11 protein-coding genes are annotated in these 17,015 nt (G+C 70.3%); 6 read left to right on the top strand and 5 right to left on the bottom strand.

Annotated features, from left to right (window positions below):
* Nucleotides 1-19: 19 nt before the first annotated feature.
* From GY170_RS03715 to araD, 3 genes are all read right to left on the bottom strand, one after another.
* On the bottom strand, nucleotides 20-937 hold the full coding sequence (locus GY170_RS03715; protein WP_163891147.1) for a dihydrodipicolinate synthase family protein: 918 nt from the start codon (nucleotides 935-937) through the stop codon (nucleotides 20-22).
* 18 nt (nucleotides 938-955) lie between these two features.
* A complete protein-coding gene (locus GY170_RS03710; RefSeq protein ID WP_163890058.1) occupies nucleotides 956-1,876 on the bottom strand; it encodes a Gfo/Idh/MocA family protein in 921 nt (306 codons plus the stop codon).
* Between the two features lie 148 nt (nucleotides 1,877-2,024).
* Nucleotides 2,025-3,767, bottom strand: a complete 1,743-nt coding sequence (gene araD / locus GY170_RS03705) for an L-arabinonate dehydratase (RefSeq protein WP_163890056.1) — start codon at nucleotides 3,765-3,767, stop codon at nucleotides 2,025-2,027.
* Nucleotides 3,768-3,985: 218 nt separating this feature from the next.
* Here araD and ytfQ point away from each other — a divergent pair, with 218 nt between their 5' ends.
* The 6 genes from ytfQ (at nucleotide 3,986) to GY170_RS03675 (ending at nucleotide 10,533) form a co-directional block, all read left to right on the top strand.
* Nucleotides 3,986-4,936 (top strand): galactofuranose ABC transporter, galactofuranose-binding protein YtfQ, encoded by a 951-nt coding sequence (ytfQ, locus tag GY170_RS03700; RefSeq protein ID WP_163890054.1) that lies wholly within the window; start codon nucleotides 3,986-3,988, stop codon nucleotides 4,934-4,936.
* 68 nt (nucleotides 4,937-5,004) lie between these two features.
* Entirely contained in the window at nucleotides 5,005-6,528 is a 1,524-nt protein-coding gene (locus GY170_RS03695) for a sugar ABC transporter ATP-binding protein (protein WP_163890052.1), read from the top strand.
* Complete coding sequence (locus GY170_RS03690; protein WP_163890050.1) at nucleotides 6,525-7,550, top strand: ABC transporter permease; 1,026 nt, start codon at nucleotides 6,525-6,527, stop codon at nucleotides 7,548-7,550. Before GY170_RS03695 ends, GY170_RS03690 begins: the two co-directional genes overlap by 4 nt.
* On the top strand, nucleotides 7,547-8,524 hold the full coding sequence (gene yjfF, locus GY170_RS03685) for a galactofuranose ABC transporter, permease protein YjfF (RefSeq protein WP_163890049.1): 978 nt from the start codon (nucleotides 7,547-7,549) through the stop codon (nucleotides 8,522-8,524). The genes GY170_RS03690 and yjfF overlap by 4 nt, the downstream gene beginning before the upstream one ends.
* Nucleotides 8,521-9,273 (top strand): FadR/GntR family transcriptional regulator, encoded by a 753-nt coding sequence (locus tag GY170_RS03680; protein ID WP_163890047.1) that lies wholly within the window; start codon nucleotides 8,521-8,523, stop codon nucleotides 9,271-9,273. The genes yjfF and GY170_RS03680 overlap by 4 nt, the downstream gene beginning before the upstream one ends.
* Before the next feature lie 252 nt (nucleotides 9,274-9,525).
* Nucleotides 9,526-10,533 (top strand): NAD-dependent epimerase/dehydratase family protein, encoded by a 1,008-nt coding sequence (locus tag GY170_RS03675; RefSeq protein WP_163891145.1) that lies wholly within the window; start codon nucleotides 9,526-9,528, stop codon nucleotides 10,531-10,533.
* Between the two features lie 25 nt (nucleotides 10,534-10,558).
* Here the strand turns inward: GY170_RS03675 and GY170_RS03670 are convergent, their stop codons facing one another.
* Both GY170_RS03670 and GY170_RS03665 read right to left on the bottom strand, forming a co-directional pair.
* Nucleotides 10,559-12,796, bottom strand: coding sequence for a glycosyltransferase family 2 protein (locus GY170_RS03670; protein ID WP_163890045.1), 2,238 nt, complete (start codon nucleotides 12,794-12,796; stop codon nucleotides 10,559-10,561).
* Nucleotides 12,793-16,809 (bottom strand): glycosyltransferase family 2 protein, encoded by a 4,017-nt coding sequence (locus GY170_RS03665; protein WP_163890043.1) that lies wholly within the window; start codon nucleotides 16,807-16,809, stop codon nucleotides 12,793-12,795. Before GY170_RS03665 ends, GY170_RS03670 begins: the two co-directional genes overlap by 4 nt.
* Between the last annotated feature and the right edge of the window lie 206 nt (nucleotides 16,810-17,015).

The following is a 17,015-nucleotide window of genomic DNA, read 5'->3' as shown; positions in this document are numbered from 1 at the left end:
TCTGCTGTCCTTTGCTGTTCTACTTGCCCCAGCGCAGGGCGATGAGGTCGAGATCGGCGGCAAGCGCGAGAAGCCGCGCCTTCGTGCGCTCCGGCAGCGGCGCCTGCGGATGGCGCACATGGTCGGAGCGGATGACACCGCCGGCGGCGTAGACCGTCTTGCAGGCGCGCAGCCCGCACTGGCGGTTCTCGTGGTTGATGAGCGGCAGGGCCCGCGTCCACAGGCGGAGCGCCTCCTCCGCCTCGCCGGCCCGGTGGGCCATGACGATGGGGCGGATATGCTCCGGCAGCAGGCCGGAGGTCATCGTGCCCGTGCAGCCGGCATCGAGATCGGCCAGCAGCGTCACCGCCTCCTCGCCATCGAAGGGGCCGACGATATCGTCGCCGCCTGCTTTTCGCAAGGCGGCGAGCTTGTCGGCGGCGAAGGGCGTCTCGATCTTGAAGTAGCTGACATGCTCGATCTCCCGCGCCATCCGCGCCAGCAGCGGCACCGAGAGCGCCACGCCTGAGAGCGGGGCATCCTGCACCATGATGGGGATGGAGACGGCGTCGCTCACGCGCGCGAAGTGGTCGAAGAGATCCTCCTCCGCCGCGCGCAGGGTGGCGCCGTGGTAGGGCGGCATCATCATGACCATCGCGGCACCCATCGCCTCGGCCTCCGCCGCGCGGGCGGCGGCGATGGCAGTGGAGAAGTGGCTGATGGTCACGATCACCGGCACCCGGCCGGCCACATGCTCCAGCGACAGCCGGGCGAGGCGGGCGCGCTCCTCGTCGGAGAGGACGAACTGCTCGGAGTAGTTGGCGAGGATGCAGATGGCATCCGAGCCCTGGTCGATCAGGCAGTCGAGCACGTTGCGCATGCCCGGCTCATCGAGGCTGCCGTCGTCGAGAAAGGGCGTCGGCGCGACGGGCAGGATGCCGGTCAGGGGCTGTGTCAGGTCCATTGGGGCCTCATCTTACCAGTGAAAGGGGGCGGCTCTGCGCCGCTGGCCGAGCGTGAAGGCATCGGCGACATGGGTGAGCGGCGACAGGTCGACCTCGCTCTCGCCCGCCGCGATGAGCTCCGCGAAGCGCGCGTAGAGACCGGGATACTCCCTGTCCTCCCCGCCGGCGATCTCCTCGCCGGCGACGGAGAACCGCGCCCCGCCGTGCGAGAGGAGCGCGCTCTCGCCCGCCTCGATGTGAATGTCCCATTCCGGCGGCCCCTCGTGGAGCCAGTCGAAGCGGGCGGTGACCTCCGCGCCCAGCGGGTCGCGGAAGGTGAGATCGGCGGCAACGGGGGTGTCGCGGTTCTCGGGGAAGTCCAGCGTCGCCTCGGCGAGGTGGATGGCGCGCGGCATAATGGCGGTGAGCACCGAGAGCGCGTTGATCCCGGGATCGAACACGCCGAGCCCGCCGGCCTGCCACACCCAGTCCTGCCCCGGATGCCACTGGCGCACATCCTCGCGCCAGCTGACGCGGATGGCGGTGACGTCGCGCTGCGACAGCCAGGCGCGGGCGGGCAGCACGGCCGCCGCCATCCGCGAATGCCAGCTGGCGAAGAGCGTCACGCCCTTGTGGGCCGCGAGCGCCTGAAGGTCATGCACCTCGCTGAGCGTCGCGCCCGGAGGCTTCTCCAGCATCACGTGGCGTCCCGCCTCCAGCGCCGCGCGGGCATCGGCGTAGCGCACCTGCGGCGGGGTGCAGAGCGAGATGCAGCCGACGTCCGGCTCCGCCTCCAGCAGCTCGGCGAGGGAGCCGTAGCCGGCCACGCCATCGACGCCCGCGTTGCGGCTGGCCGTCGCCGCCAGCTCGAACTCCTCGCTGCCGGCAATGGCCGGGATATGCTGGTCGCGGGCGATCTTGCCGATCCCCACGAGGCCCACCTTCTGGCTCATGCGCCTCCTCCCTTTCCCGGTCTCTCCTCACCCGAGCCCGCGCCCCGGCGCCCCTGTCTTTGGTCCGACAAAATCCTCGGGGGGGCTGCCGCAGGCAGCGGGGGGCAGACAGCCCCCCTCCACCCGGACTCACAACCGCAAGTCCCGCTCAATGCGAGTCCCTCCCCACAGGCGCTCCGCGGCACCCAACGAGGAAGTCGAGGTCGGCGCCCGTGTCCGCCCCCATCACGTGGCGATGGTGGAGCTGCGCGTAGCCGCCGGAGACGGCCGTCGCCGGCGCCTGCCACGCGGCGAGACGGCGGGAGAGCTCCTCGTCGGCGATGTCGAGATGCAGGCGCCGGTTCGGCACGTCGACCTCGATCATGTCGCCCGTCCGCACCACGGCGAGCGGCCCGCCGGCCGCCGCCTCGGGCGCGGCGTGGAGGATGACGGTGCCGTAGGCCGTGCCGGACATGCGGGCATCAGAGATGCGCACCATGTCGGTGATCCCCTTGCGCAGCACCTTGGGCGGCAGGCCCATGTTGCCCACCTCCGCCATGCCCGGGTAGCCCTTCGGCCCGCAGTTCTTGAGCACCATCACGCAGGTCTCGTCGATGTCGAGCGCCTCGTCGGTGATCTTCGCCTTGTAATCGTCGATATCCTCGAAGACGACCGCCCTGCCCCGGTGCACCAAGAGGTGCGGGCTGGCGGCGGAGGGCTTCAGCACGGCGCCCTGCGGCGCGAGGTTGCCCTTGAGCACCGCGATGCCGCCCGAGGCCGTCAGCGCCTTCTCGGCCGGCAGGATCACCTCGTCGCCGATGCACTCGGCGCCCGAGACCTCGTCCCAGACCGGCCCGCCGGAGACCGTCAGCGCCTCGCGGTGGAGGAGCCCCGCCTCGCCGAGGCGGCGCAGCACCGCCGGCAGGCCGCCGGCATAGAAGAACTCCTCCATCAGGTACTCGCCGGAGGGCATGAGGTTGACGATCGTGGGCACGTCGCGGCCCAGCCTGTCCCAATCCTCCAGCGTCAGGTCGATGCCGACGCGGCCCGCGAGGGCGAGGAGGTGGATGACAGCGTTGGTGGAGCCGCCGATGGCGGCATTGGTGCGCACGGCGTTCTCGAAGGCCTGCCGCGTCAGCACGTCGGAGGGCTTCAGGTCGTCTTTCACCATCTGCACGATGCGCCGGCCCGTCAGCTGCGCCATGACGCGGCGGCGGGAATCGACCGCCGGAATGGCGGCGTTGCCGGAGAGCGCCATGCCCAGCGCCTCGGCCATGCTGGCCATGGTGGAGGCGGTGCCCATCGTATTGCAGGTGCCGGTCGAGCGGCTCATCGCCTGCTCCGCCTCGAGGAAATCGGCCTCGCTCATCTCGCCGGCCTTGATCGCCTCGCTCATCTGCCAGAGCGCCGTGCCGGAGCCGACGCGCTTGCCGCGGAACCAGCCGTTCAGCATCGGCCCGCCGGAGATGACGATGGACGGCAGGTCGCAGGAGGCGGCGCCCATCATCAGGCTCGGCGTCGTCTTGTCGCAGCCGACCATCAGCACGACGCCGTCGATGGGCTGGCCCCTGATGGTTTCCTCCACCGCCATGGCGGCGAGGTTGCGGAACATCATCGCCGTCGGGCGATAGGTGTTCTCCGAGGCGCTGAAGACGGGCACCTCGACGGGGAAGCCCCCTGCCTCCCAGACGCCGGCCTTCACCTTCTCGGCCAGCTCGCGCAGGTGGCCGTTGCAGGGCGTCAGGTCCGACCAGGTGTTGAGGATGCCGATGACCGGGCGGCCGTCGAACAGGTCATGCGGATAGCCCTGATTCTTCAGCCAGCCGCGGTGATAGATCGTGTCCCGGCCGGTGCCGGAGTACCATTCGGACGAGCGCAGGTGCCGGGGCCAGGGGGCGGGCGTGAAGGTCATGACCGGGTCCTCCGCAGGGGTTTCATCAGGGGTTTCATCGCGGTTTCCGCGGCCTTCGGCCTTTGGGCCCCACCCGCCAAGGATCGGGGATTCTCATTGATATACAAGTACTTTCCTCCGGGCCGCGGGGCGTGTCTTCATAAAAGGCTTGCCAAAAATACTACTATATGACTTTTTAGCAATAGCTCTTCGGAGCGAATGATTCCAGGGAGGAACATATGACCGCCAAGGCACTTATGGCCGGCGTCGCATTCGCGGCGCTGGGCACGGCAGCCTCTGCCCAGACTGTCGGCTTTTCGCAGATCGGCTCTGAATCCGGATGGCGCGCCGCCGAGACCACCGTCACCCAGCAGGAAGCGGAGGCCCGCGGGATCGATCTGCGCTTCTCCGACGCGCAGCAGCGCCAGGAGAACCAGATCGCCGCCATCCGCTCCTTCGTCGCGCAGGGCGTGGATGCGATCTTCGTCGCGCCCGTCGTCGCCACCGGCTGGGACAGCGTGCTGGAAGAGGCCGCCGAGGCCGAGATCCCCGTGATCCTGCTCGACCGCATGGTCGACAGCGACCCCTCGCTCTACCTCACCGCCGTCGGCTCCGACCTCGTCCACGAGGGCGAAGTGGCCGGCCAGTGGCTGGTTGATGAAGTGGGCGGCGAAGAGTGCCGCGTGGTCGAGCTTCAGGGCACCACCGGCTCGTCGCCCGCCATCGACCGGGCAACGGGCTTCCGCAACGCCATCGAGGGCGCGGACAACATCGAGATCGTGCGCTCCCAGACGGGTGACTTCACCCGCTCCGGCGGCAAGGAAGTGATGGAGAGCTTCCTGCAGGCCGAAGGCGGCGGCGCCGACATCTGCGCGCTCTACGCCCATAACGACGACATGGCGCTGGGCGCGATCCAGGCGATCAACGAGGCCGGCCTCAACCCGGGCGAGGACATCCTCATCGTCTCCATCGACGCGGTGCCGGACATCTTCCTCGCCATGTCCGAGGGCGATGCCAACGCCACCGTCGAGTTGACGCCGAACATGGCCGGCCCGGCCTTCGACGCGCTGGAAGCCTACATGGCCGACGGCACGATGCCGGAGAAGTTCATCCAGACGGACAGCCAGCTCTACACGCCCGAGGATGACCCGATGGGCGAGTACGAGCGCCGCAAGGACCTCGGCTACTGATCAGGACAAGGGGTGGGGGCGCGGGATCATTCCGCGCCCCCCCCTGTCCTCACGCGAGAGCCTGCCCCATGCTTCTATCCATTCGCGGCCTGACGAAGAGCTTTCCCGGCACCCGCGCCCTCGACGGCGTGAGCTTCGATCTGCGGGCGGGGGAGATCCACGCCCTGCTCGGAGAGAACGGCGCCGGAAAGTCGACGCTCATCAAGTGCCTGACCGGCGTCTATGAGCGCGACGCGGGCGAGATCCTGCTCGACGGTCGCCCCGTCGCTCCGCAATCCACCCATGACGCGCAGACGCTCGGCATCGGCACGGTCTACCAGGAGGTGAACCTGCTGCCGAACCTCTCGGTCGCCGAGAACCTGACCTTCGGGCGCCAGCCCTCGCGCGCCGGCCTCGTGCAGACCCGCAAGATGCGGGCGCAGGCGGAGGAGATGCTCTCCGGCTACGGGCTGGACCATGTGAACGTCGCCCAGTCGCTCGGCGCCTATTCCGTCGCGGTGCAGCAGATCGTCGCCATCGCGCGGGCGGTCGCCCTCTCCGGCAAGGTGCTGATCCTCGACGAGCCGACCGCCAGCCTCGATTCCGCCGAGACGGAGATGCTCTTCTCCGTCGTGCGCGACCTGCGCGAGCGGGGGCTCGGCATCATCTTCGTGAGCCATTTCCTCGACCAGGTCTTCTCCCTCACCGACCGGCTGACGGTGCTGCGCAACGGCCAGCACATCGTCACCGCCGAGACGGCGGAGGTGAGCCGGCTCGACCTCATCCACCACATGCTCGGCCACGAGCTGGAGGAGGCGGAGCATCGCCGCCACGCGACGAAGACCGCGCAGCAGAGCGTGCTGACCTTCGACGGCACCGGCCGGCGCGGCAAGATCGCCCCCTTCGACCTCACCGTCAGCCGCGGGGAAGTGATCGGTATGGCCGGCCTCCTCGGCTCCGGCCGCACCGAGACGGCGGACATGCTCTTCGGCCGCACGCCGCCCGACAGCGGCAAGGCACATGACGACGACGGCCCCGTCAGCCTGCGCAATCCGCGCGAAGCCATCGCCGCCGGCTTCGGCTACGCGCCGGAGGATCGCAAGACAGACGGCATCATCGGCGAGCTCTCCGTCCGCGAGAACATTGCCCTCGCCCTGCAGGCCCGCCGCGGCTGGTGGCGCCCCCTGCCCCGCGCCGAGCAGCGCGAGCTGGCGGAGCGCTACATCGAGCGGCTCGACATCCGCACCTCCGGCGCCGAGAAGCCGGTCGGCGAGCTCTCCGGCGGCAACCAGCAGAAGGTCGTCCTCGCCCGCTGGCTGGCGATGAACCCGCGCTTCCTCATCCTCGACGAGCCGACGCGCGGCATTGATGTCGGCGCCCATGCCGAGATCCTGCGCCTGATCGGCGAGGTGGTGGAGAGCGGCATGTCCATCCTGCTCATCTCCTCCGAGCTCGACGAGCTCGTCGCCGCCTCGGACCGGATCATCGTGGTGCGCGACCGCGAGCACGTCGCCGAACTCGTCGGCGAAGACATCGAGACGGACGCCATCGTCCGCGCCATCGCCGCGAGCGATGCGCCGGCAGCGGCGCCGGCCGCGGAGGTGGCCCGATGAGCGCCGGGATCCGCCGTATCCTGCCGCAGCTTCTGACGCTGCTGGCCGTGGTGGCGCTGATCACCGCCTTCTTCCCCAGCTTCCTGTCGGTGGAGATGGTGGACGGCCGCCTCGTCGGCAGCGCCATCGACGTGCTCAAGCGCGGCGCCCCCGTCGCCCTCCTCGCTGTCGGCATGACGCTGGTCATCGCCACGGGCGGCATCGACCTCTCCGTCGGGGCCGTCATGGCCATCTGCGGCGCGGCCGGGGCCTGGGCGATCAGCAACGATTACCCGCTCGTCGCGGCGCTGCTCATCGCGCTGGCCGCCGGCCTCGCCTGCGGGCTGTGGAACGGTGTGCTGGTGGCGCTGGTTGGCATCCAGCCCATCGTGGCGACCCTGATCCTCATGGTCGCCGGGCGCGGCATCGCCCAGATGATCACCGAGGGGCGCATCCTCACCTTCAGCCATGACGGCTTCGCCTTCTTCGGCTCAGGCACCATCTTCGGCGTGCCGACGCCGGTGATCCTGTGGCTCGCCGTCGGTATCCTCTTCACGCTGCTGGTCCGGCGCACCGCGCTCGGCCTGCTGATCGAGAGCGTCGGCATCAACAGGCGCGCCAGCGCCCTCTCGGGCGTCAACGCCACGGTGCTGCTGGTCTTCGTCTACATGGCCTCGGGCATCTGCGCCGCCGTCGCGGGCATCGTCGCCACCGCCGACATCCGCGGGGCGGACGCCAACAACGCCGGCCTATGGCTGGAGCTCGACGCGATCCTCGCGGTGGTCATTGGCGGCACCTCGCTCCTCGGCGGGCGCTTCTCGATCATCGCCTCGCTGATCGGCGCCATGATCATCCAGGCCATCGACACCGGCATCCTGCTGGCGGGCTTCCCGTCGGAATACAACCTCGTCATCAAGGCCGGGCTGGTGGTCATCATCCTCGTGCTGCAATCGCCGCGCCTGTCGCCCCGGATCTCCGCCGCCCTCTCGCGGCGGCGCAAGGAGCCGGCCCCGGCCGGCTCGGCCACGGAGGCCCGGGAATGAACACGCGCGCCCTGCCGCTCTATGCCACCATCGCGATCTTCCTCGTCGCCTACCTGATCTGCTGGATCCAGTTCCCGGCGATGCTCTCCACCCGCGTCATCGGCAACCTGCTGACGGACAACGCCTACCTCGGCATCGTCGCCGTCGGCATGACGGTGGTCATCATCTCCGGCGGCATCGACCTCTCTGTCGGCTCCGTCATCGCCTTCTCCGGCGTCTTCATCTCCGTCGTGCTGCGCGACACCAGCCTGCATCCGCTGGTGGTCTTCCCCCTCCTCCTCGCCGTGACGACGCTCTTCGGCGCGGCGATGGGCGGGCTGATCCACGGGCTCGGCATGCCGCCCTTCATCGTGACGCTGGCCGGCATGTTCCTCGCCCGCGGCGCCGCCTACATGCTGACGATCGACAGCGTGCCGATCGACCACGAGTTCTACGACACGCTCCGCCGGCTCTACTGGCTGATGCCCGGCAAGGGGCGGCTGACGCTGCTCGGCATCGTCATGCTGCTCTCCGTCGTCGTCGGCATGATCCTCGCCCACCGCACCCGCTTCGGCACCTCCGTCTTCGCCCTCGGCGGCGGCGCGCACACGGCGCGGCTGATGGGCGTGGCGGTGGGGCGCACCACGGTGCTGATCTACGCCTTCTCCGGCTTCATGGCGGGCCTCGCCGGCATCGTCTTCTCCATCTACACCGCCTCGGGCTACCCGCTGGCCACCGTGGGGGTGGAGCTGAACGCCATCGCCGCCGTCGTCATCGGCGGCACGCTGCTCACGGGCGGCTCGGGCTGGGTGGTCGGCACGCTGATCGGCGTGCTGACGATGGGTCTGATCCAGACCTACATCGTCTTCGACGGCTCCCTCTCCTCCTGGTGGACGAAGATTGCCATTGGCGCCTTGCTATTGATGTTCATCCTGCTCCAGAAAGGGCTGCTCGCGCTCGGGCGGCAGCAATTCGCGGGGACAGCGCAGACATGACACGGGCCTCGCGCCCCCACCAACTGCTCTCCCCCGTCGTGCGCGGCAGCCATGGCCAGGTGGTCGAAGCGCTGGGGAGCGAGATCGTCGACGGCAGCTATGCCGAAGGCGCCCACTTGCCACGCGACGAAGAGCTGATGGATCGCTTCGGCGTCTCGCGCACCGTGCTGCGCGAGGCGATGAAGACGCTGGCCGCCAAGGGCATGATCGAGGCACGCGCCCGGGTGGGCACCACCGTCCGCCCCGCGCAGCACTGGAACATGTTCGACGCCGAGGTGCTGCGCTGGCATCTCTCGGTCGAGGGCAACGACGCCTTCTTCCAGCAGCTCTCCGAGATGCGCCTGTCCTTCGAGCCCTTCGCCGCCGGCCTCGCCGCCACCCGCGCAGAGCCGGAGCGGATCGCCGGCATGCGCGCGCAGGTCTCCCGGATGGCGGAGGCGGAGGACGAGATGGCCTTCGCCCTCGCCGATCTCAACTTCCACCGCACGGTGCTGGAGGCGACGGGCAACGCCTTCTTCCACTCCGTCGGCGCCTTGATCGAGGCGGCGCTCCTTTCCGCCCTCCGCCTCTCCTCCCCGGCCGCCAACAACCGCCGCCGCGCCGACATCGCCGCCCGCCACGAGCGGATTGTCGATGCCATCGCCGCCCGAGACGAGGAGGCTGCCCGCGAGGCCATGCGCTCCGTCATCACGCTGGGCTGGGAGCGCATTTCCAGCGCCGTGACCGGGAACCGGGCGCAGGGGCGCTAGGGTCGGCCGGGCGGCGTTCGCCCACATCCAGAACTTGCCCCCGCCCGCCGGCGACCGCTCGATCGCGGCCGGGCCCGCGATTGACCGCGCCCCTTCACCTTGCCACTCAGCGGAAAGGCCCGGAGCCGCGCAATTCATGGTGTCGCGGGGGAAAGGTAGACTACCTGTAGCCACCGGAGCAAAAACGGTGCCGCGCCGCCCGGGACAAATGACACTGAGCCAGACGTACGGCCCTCTTCAGGAAGCACGACCATCTCTACCATTCTCGTCACCGGCTCCTCCGGCTTTATCGGCTATCACCTCTGCAAGCGGCTCCTGGCCGATGGATTCGAGGTGGTCGGTGTCGACTCCCTGTCGGATTATTACGACGTCAGCCTGAAACGGCGCCGGCAGGAGATGCTGCTGGAGCGGGGCGGCTTCCGGGTGGTGAATGGCCGAATTGAAGATCCGGGGCTGCTGCGGGATCTATTCGAGGAGGTGGCGCCCGATGTCGTCTTCCACCTCGCCGCGCAGGCGGGCGTGCGCCATTCCATCGAAGACCCCCGGTCCTATCTGGAAACCAACGTCATCGGCACATTCGAGCTTCTGGAAGCCGCCCGCGCCCATCCGCCGAAGCACATGCTGCTGGCGTCGACCTCGTCCGTCTTCGGGCCCAATACCGGCATGCCGCATGCGGAGACGAAGGCGTCCGATCACCAGATGTCCTTTTACGCGGCGACGAAGAAGTCGACCGAGGCGATGTCGCATTCCTACGCGCATCTGCACAATCTGCCGACGACCATCTTCCGCTTCTTCACCGTCTACGGCCCCTGGGGCCGGCCCGATATGGCCCTGTTCCGCTTCACGAAAGCGATCCTCGAGGGGCGGCCGATCGACGTCTACAATTTCGGGGACATGCGACGTGACTTTACTTATATCGACGATCTCGTCGAAGGCATTCGCCTGCTGATGGACGCACCCCCTCGAATTGGCGAGGAGTTCGAGGGCGACAGCCTCTCGCCGGTCGCGCCATGGCGGGTGGTGAATATCGGCAATTCGACGTCAATTCGGCTGGATGACTTCATCCAGACAATCGAGGCGGCCACCGGGCGCGAAGCGAAGCGAAACCTTATGCCGCTGCAGCCCGGAGATGTCCCGGCGACATGGGCCGATGCGCGGCTGCTGAACAGCCTGACGGGCTATTCGCCGAAGACGGGCGTGGCGGCTGGCGTGGCCGCCTTCGTCGACTGGTATTGCGAGTATTACGACGTCCCTCGCTGAGCGGGGGGCGTCGAGGGCGCTATTGCTACACCGGCAGAGGCTCCGCCGGAAAGATCGCGCGGCCTTCCTCCCGCCCGTGGCGAATGTAGTGGAGGAAGGCGAGCGCGCCGCACTCCAGCACATCCGGATTGGCCTCGTAATAGCGCAGCGTATCGAAGCCCGGGCCGGGGTTGCGGCCCTCGCGCGCGCCGAAGCGCAGGAAGTGCTGGGCCGGGTCGATGCCGTGCGCCGAGACATCGGGATAGGTGCTGCGATACCACTCCGCGTCGAACTCGGGCGCCTCGCGGACCGCGCGCACGTCGGCGTCGCTGCCGGAGAGCCGGTCGCGGGCGCGCTGCCGGAGACCGGGGCGCGAGGGGGCGACGAGCCGGGCACGGCAGCGCAGGAGGAGGGTCAGGCGGGCATTCTGCGTCTGGCTGGCCTCCAGCGCTTGGCTCGTCTCCGTGGCGTCGGGCTGGCCCTGCAATGCGGGCTCGGCCTCTACCTCTCCGGAAGAGGCCAGCGCGGGGCCGAGGAGGGCGCAGGCCTGATCCAGCGTGGCGCCGAGGCGGTCGAGGGTGGTGGAATGGTCGGTCTCAGGAGAGGCCGCGAGGGCGCGGAGGGTCTCGAAGACCTCCTTGACGAAATCGGGCAGCGCTGGATCGGCGAGCGCGTCGTTGACCGTGGCGGCGCTTGGCGCCTTCAGGCGGGAGATCAGGGCCTCGATCTGGTCATCCGGGGCCCGGTGAGGCGCGGGGGCCGTCAGGCCGAGCTGCCCCTCGAGCGCACCGGCGCAGGCACGCCAGTCGCCCAAGAGGTCATCGTGCAGAACGATCACCCGCGGCAGGCCGCGGCTGTGGCGCTCGGCGTCCAGCGCGCGGCGCGCCCAGATCAGCGCGCCGATGGGCAGGGGGAGGCCGGTCGCCCTGTGCCAGGCGCGGACCTCCTGCGAGGGGTTGCCGATGGCGAGCACGGTGCGCAGGCCCAGCTGCCAGTCGCGGGCAATGCCCTCCCAGAGGGGCAGGAGCGCGGCGAGCTCGGGACCGTGGACGACGGCGTCGTTGAGGTCGGCGAAGCTCTCGACCAGCGCCTCGAAGAGCGTCTGCTGGTATTGCCGGGCGATGGGCCGGTCGAACCAGCCCTTCGGGGCCGCGCGCAGATCGCGCCCCCCTCGCCCCATCTCGACGAGGATCGCCTCGCCCAGGCTCTTCAGCCGGCGCGGCGGGGCGAGGGGCGGCGTCGCGCCCCGGGCAATGAGCAGCTCGGCGAGCGCCGCATCCACCCCTGCGTCGGGGCCGGTGACGAGGAGGAGCGAGCCCATGTGGCCCGGCTCCACCCGCTGCGCCGGCACCGCAGGCGCTTCGCCCTCCACCATCGGGGCCGGCACGTCGAGCTGCGCCAGCGCCTCGCTCATCGACAGGTCGCGCACCAGCCGCCCGGCCTCCACGTCGCGGGCGAGGCGCTGGCGGTCTGGCAGCGCCTCGGCGAAGGCGGGCCAGATGCTGCCGGAGGCCTCCGTCATCGCCAGCCAGCGGCGGTACTTCCACGAGGTCTGCAGCGCCGTACCCGCGTTGCGCCGCATCGCCCCGCCGATCTGGCGGACGGAGGCTTCGAAGGCGCGCCGCGAGCGGATGGGATAGTGGAGGATCTCCACCGCGCTGTCCGCCTTCGTCGCCTCGCCGGCATAGCCCCCGCCATGCGCGCCGCGGGCGATGGATGTCAGGCCCCGGGCGCGGAACAGCATCTTCGGCGGCAGGCGGTACTGGAAGTAGGGGTGCTCGAAGCGGATCGCGTGCAGTTCTTCCATCGTCTGCGGCGGGGCGACCATCGCCGGCGGGTCCACCGCCCGGTAGACCAGCCGGTCCGCCCATGGCCCCGTCTCCAGCGCGTCGCGCGGGCAGATCATGTTGTGGCGGTGGCAGGTGAGCATGGCCGGGGCGTCCTCGCCCTCCGGCAGGGCGTCCTTAAGATTCCCCGAAGGCGCGCGCCAGAACTCGTCGGCATCGCTGCAGATGATCCAGTCGGCGCCGAGCTCGTCCCGTGCCATAAGGGCCATCCGGGTCGTCCAGGCGTCCTGCAGGTAGGCATCGGACGGCTCGTGGAGGAGCGTCAGTGCGCCGCCCTGCAGGAAGGGGCGCAGTGCATCGGAGGTGCCGTCACTCGAGCCGTTGTCGGTGACGATCACGTGGTCGACGCCCTGCGAGAGGTGCCAGGCGACGTTCTGCGCGATGATGTCGGCCTCGTCTCGCACGAGGATCGTCAGGATGAGGCGCGGGCGGCTCACGCGCTCGCCTCCCGCTCCAGCACATAGATCTGTCGGCCGCCATCCTGCAGCGAGGTGACGATGATCCGCCGCCCGTCGCGGGAGGGGACGGGGTGCAGGTCGCAGCGGTAGGGGCCGTGCGGGGGCTGGTGGTTATGGAAGCGGGCCAGCCGCTCGGCCTCGCCCGTCTGGCGGTCCAGCCACATCACGTCGATCTCCGGCTCGTAGGGGGTGTCGTAGACAGCAAACATCGGCGCATCCGGAATATGGCGGAAGTGGACGTTGGCGGTGATGAGATCGGGGTGCGGCACGGCGCCGTTCGTGCCCTCAGGCACAGCATCGGTCATGGTGACGAACCTCTTCTCCGCCTGGTGCCAGAAGTAGAGCCTGTCCGGCCCGTCCCACATGACGTGGCTGGTGCCGCGGGCGAGGATGGCCATGTCCTCGCCATCCATGCCGCAGGTGATGCTCACCCCCATCAGCCCGGTCCAGCGGCTCTTCAGATCGGCGGCGCGCCAGCGCAGCTTCGCCGTGAAGCGCCTGCCGTCGGGAGAGACCTTGGCGTGGTTGAACCAGTGGACGAGCGCGCCGGAGAGGTGCTCCTCCCGCTCCGCCTCCGGCAGCCAGGCGGCCAGAACCTGCACCGCGCGCGACAGCGGCAGGAGGAGGCGGGGCGGCGCGTCGGGATTGACGAGGCTGACGGCCCAGATGCCGTCGCCCTCCGGCGCGCCCTCGTCCAGCCCGGTGCCCGCGCCGCCGGGATAGCCGTAGCCGGGGCGCACCTTGTCGAGCCGGGCCATATTGAGCGACAGGCCCACCTGCCCGCCGGCCGCGAGGCAGTAGACCGGCCTCGGCAGCGTGCACGTCTCCCCCGTTGCCGTGTCGTAGAGCCGGGCGACGAAAGCATCGCCCCCCTCTGCGCCGACGCTGGCGCGGTCGTTCCAGACGAGGCCCCTGTCCCCCGGCAGCCATTGCGCCATCGGCCCCTGCTGCCAGCTCCACGCATGGCTGGTGCCGACGGGCGCGAAGCCGCCGCGCTCGACATCGACGATGCCGATCTCGACCGCGTCTCGCGGTGTCATCCAGCGCCCCTCGATGCCCATGCGGTAGGCGGCGACGCGGCTGGCGTCATCGCTCAGGACAGGGATGTCGTAGTAGCTGTGCGCATGAAAGGCGCCCCCGGCGCTGCCGAAGGTGAGCTGGCGCACCCGCCAGCCGGGCGCGAGGGAGGCCGCGGTGGCCTCCGCCGCCTTGCGCTGCCGGACGGCGCGCGTCCGGACGGGCCGCAGCCGCGCCCCCGCCTCGGCGAGGGCGGTGACCTCGTCCCGCCAGCCCTCGTGGGCCTCTCCGATCCCCTCGGGCGCCAGCCGCACATGCTCCGGCACGATCCGGCCGCCGGTCTCGTGGAGGTAGTCGAGGATGCGCCCGCCATAGCTCGACCCCGCGGCGCTGGCGCCGGCGGTGCTCCGCCGCGCCTCCAGCCCCTCCGCGAGGCCGGCCGTCCACTTGAAGTGCCAGACAAGGAACGGCAGGCGGAAGCGCCACTCGGGTGCCTTGATGCGCGGGAACTGCTGGAGCGGCAGGTTGTAGACCAGCGCCGCGGGGCGCACGTTCTGCACGCTGTGCCCGCCGAGGCCCGGCACCACATCCCCCCGGTGCAGCATCAGCTTGACGGTGCCCGTGGCATCCTCGGCGCCGGGGCGCTTGCCGATGGCGCCGCCCACGTCGGCGGCGAGGGGGAATTGCGCGAAGAGCGGCCGGCCCTCCTCCACCGGCGCCAGCCTGCCGTCAGAGGCGATCCGGTCCACGAAGGGCCCCTGCACGCAGCGCACGCCGAGCTCGGCGCAGACTTCGGTGACCTCGTCGAGCGGGGCGGGATAGGCGTGGAACTCGTCGGCATCGGCGTTGACGATCCAGTCGTCGGGGCCGGCGACCTTCTGCTGCAGGGCGCGGCGGCGATCCCACATGTCGCCGCTGGTATAGGGGCCGACCCAGACCTCCGGGGGCGCCGTGCCGAAGCGCCCCACGATCTCGCGGGCGCGCGCGAGGTTCGGGCTGTCGGCGCTGGCGGCGTTGAGGATCAGGTGGATGCGGCCCCTGGAGATGCCGAGGCGAAGGTAGTGCTTCAGGAAATGCGGCAGCAAAGGCAGGTCGCCATCGCCCGGCCCGTCCACCCCGATGCAGGAGATCAGCCGGGGCCGCTGCGCGCGGCGCGTCACCTCCCGCGCGTGATCGGCCTCGATCTGCTCGCGGTCCTCCAGCCATTCCGGCGCCTCGGCGAAAGCCTCCAGCCGCCGGGAGATCTCCTCCGGCCCGAAGGCATCGGCGACGAGGGGCGGTTTTTCCTGCAGCCCGACCTCGCCGAGGAAGGCGTCGATCCGTTCGGGGAAGTGCCGGCGGTCGATCTGGACGTTGCGGGCACCCTCGCCCTGCGGGGGGCGCACGTCGGCGATGCGCTCCGGCGCCTCCAGCGCCCAGAGCGCGACGCGCAGATCGGCGTCTCCGCCACCGAGCCGCTCCCAGTAGCGGCGGGCATAGCCCATGAAGCGGTCATGCTTGCGCGTGTGGACGACGACCTTGCGAAAGATGTCGGCGAAGGACTGCTCGGCGTCATGCAGGCCCATGGCCACGTCCACATCCGCCCAGTCGTGCCCCCTGCCCTTCATCTGCCGCTTCACGTGGCTCTCGGGGCGGCGCTGCTCGGGATCGAAGCGGACCTCCTCCAGCGCCTTGCCCAGCCACTTCGTGCGATAGAGGTGCTGGCCGGCGACGCGCCACTGCCCGAGCAGAGGATCGGCGACGCGGCCGCAGACGCCGAAGGTGTTCTCCGGCTGGGCGCGGGCGGCAGCGAGCAGCTCGGCAAGGGCGCCGGGGCGGAGGAGGACGTCGGCGTCGAGGCAGAGCGTCCAGTCCCGCCCCGCCGCCACGCCGAGCTCGAAGGCGCGGCGCACGGCGGCGGCGAAGGGCACCTCGCGGATCAGGGCGATCTGCGCATCGGGCAGCTCGGCGCGCACCAGCTCGCGGCAGAGATCCTCCGTCCGCTCTCCGGCGGCGCGGATGACGACGAAGACGTCGCTCATCCCGTGGCGCAGGGCGGCCATGGCGCCGCGCCAGTTCGGTTCGGGCCGGTCGCCGGGGGCGCGGAGGGCCACGTCGTCCAGCCGGATGCGGCCGTTCTGCGCCATGTAGTCCTGCACCTTGCCGCCGAACTCCCGCCCCGCGGGGCTGACCTCCGCCGCCGAGAGCCGGCGCTCGATGCTCGGCAGGCGCGCGGCGGTCCACTTGTAGTGGGCGCTCTGGAAGGGGAAGGCAAAGCGGAACGCCGGGTCCGCGATCTCGCGGAACGTGTGCAGCGGCCGCCCGGCGAGGAAGCGCGGGCCGTCGGCGCTCGCCGCCCCCCGGGAATCCTTCGTCAGCCCCTCGGGATTGTGCCCGCCCCGCCGGGGGAAGACATCGGCCCGGTGCAGCATGATCTTGGTGGTGCCCGAGATTCCCTGATGCTTGCCGCCGCCGAAGATGTGGAAGGAGGCCTCCCCTTCGCTCGGGAACTGCTCCGCCAGCGCCGGCGCGTCGGCCACCGGGGCGAGCGTGCCATCGGCAGCGAAGCGGTCGATCTGCAGACCCTGGACGCAGGTCGCGCCGACCTGCCGGCAGTGCTCCACGATCTCGGGGAGCGGCGCGGGGAAGCTGTAGTGCTCGTCGACGTCGGAATTGACGATCCACTCCTCCGGCGCCGCCACCTCCCTCTGCAGGGCGCGGCGCTCGGCCCACATGGCTTCGCTGCTGTAGGTGCCCCGCCAGAGGCGCGGCGGCGCGGCGCCGAACTCGGCCAGCATCGCCTCGGCCCGCTCCAGCGCCGCGCCCTCTTCCTCCCCCGCGTTGAGGATGAAGTGCATGTGGGCCGGCTCTATCCCCAGCCCCGCGTAGTGGCGGAGGAAATGCGGCAGGAACGCCAGATCCAGCCCCACCCCGACGCAGGAGACGAGGCGGATGCGCGGCGCGGCGGCGCCGCCCGGTTGGGGCAAGTCATGCACTGGCGCTGTCTCCGCACGGATCGAGGATGGGCTGCCCGGGTAACAGGGTCTGCCGCATCGCAGCAAGGGAGCGGGAGTCCCGGTTCGCACGCATGGATGTCGTGGCGCGCATGTCTATCCCCCGGGACCGTCATTCTATGGATCGGGGGGAAGGTACATCCGGGAGGCTGCAGGAGAAAGGTTTCCCCGGGGGCGGAGGCGCCGCT

Source organism: Pseudoroseicyclus tamaricis (assembly GCF_012070395.1).
GTDB classification, from domain to species: domain Bacteria; phylum Pseudomonadota; class Alphaproteobacteria; order Rhodobacterales; family Rhodobacteraceae; genus Pseudoroseicyclus_A; species Pseudoroseicyclus_A tamaricis.
This window is presented reverse-complemented; position numbering and strand designations above follow the sequence as displayed.

What these genes read in the sequence shown, in the direction of transcription:
- araD (WP_163890056.1), bottom strand. Translation starts at nt 3,767, where the DNA reads ATGACCTTCACGCCCGCCCCCTGGCCCCGGCACCTGCGCTCGTCCGAA.
- yjfF (WP_163890049.1), top strand. Translation starts at nt 7,547, where the DNA reads ATGAACACGCGCGCCCTGCCGCTCTATGCCACCATCGCGATCTTCCTC.
- GY170_RS03690 (WP_163890050.1), top strand. Translation starts at nt 6,525, where the DNA reads ATGAGCGCCGGGATCCGCCGTATCCTGCCGCAGCTTCTGACGCTGCTG.
- GY170_RS03680 (WP_163890047.1), top strand. Translation starts at nt 8,521, where the DNA reads ATGACACGGGCCTCGCGCCCCCACCAACTGCTCTCCCCCGTCGTGCGC.
- GY170_RS03695 (WP_163890052.1), top strand. Translation starts at nt 5,005, where the DNA reads ATGCTTCTATCCATTCGCGGCCTGACGAAGAGCTTTCCCGGCACCCGC.
- GY170_RS03710 (WP_163890058.1), bottom strand. Translation starts at nt 1,876, where the DNA reads ATGAGCCAGAAGGTGGGCCTCGTGGGGATCGGCAAGATCGCCCGCGAC.
- ytfQ (WP_163890054.1), top strand. Translation starts at nt 3,986, where the DNA reads ATGACCGCCAAGGCACTTATGGCCGGCGTCGCATTCGCGGCGCTGGGC.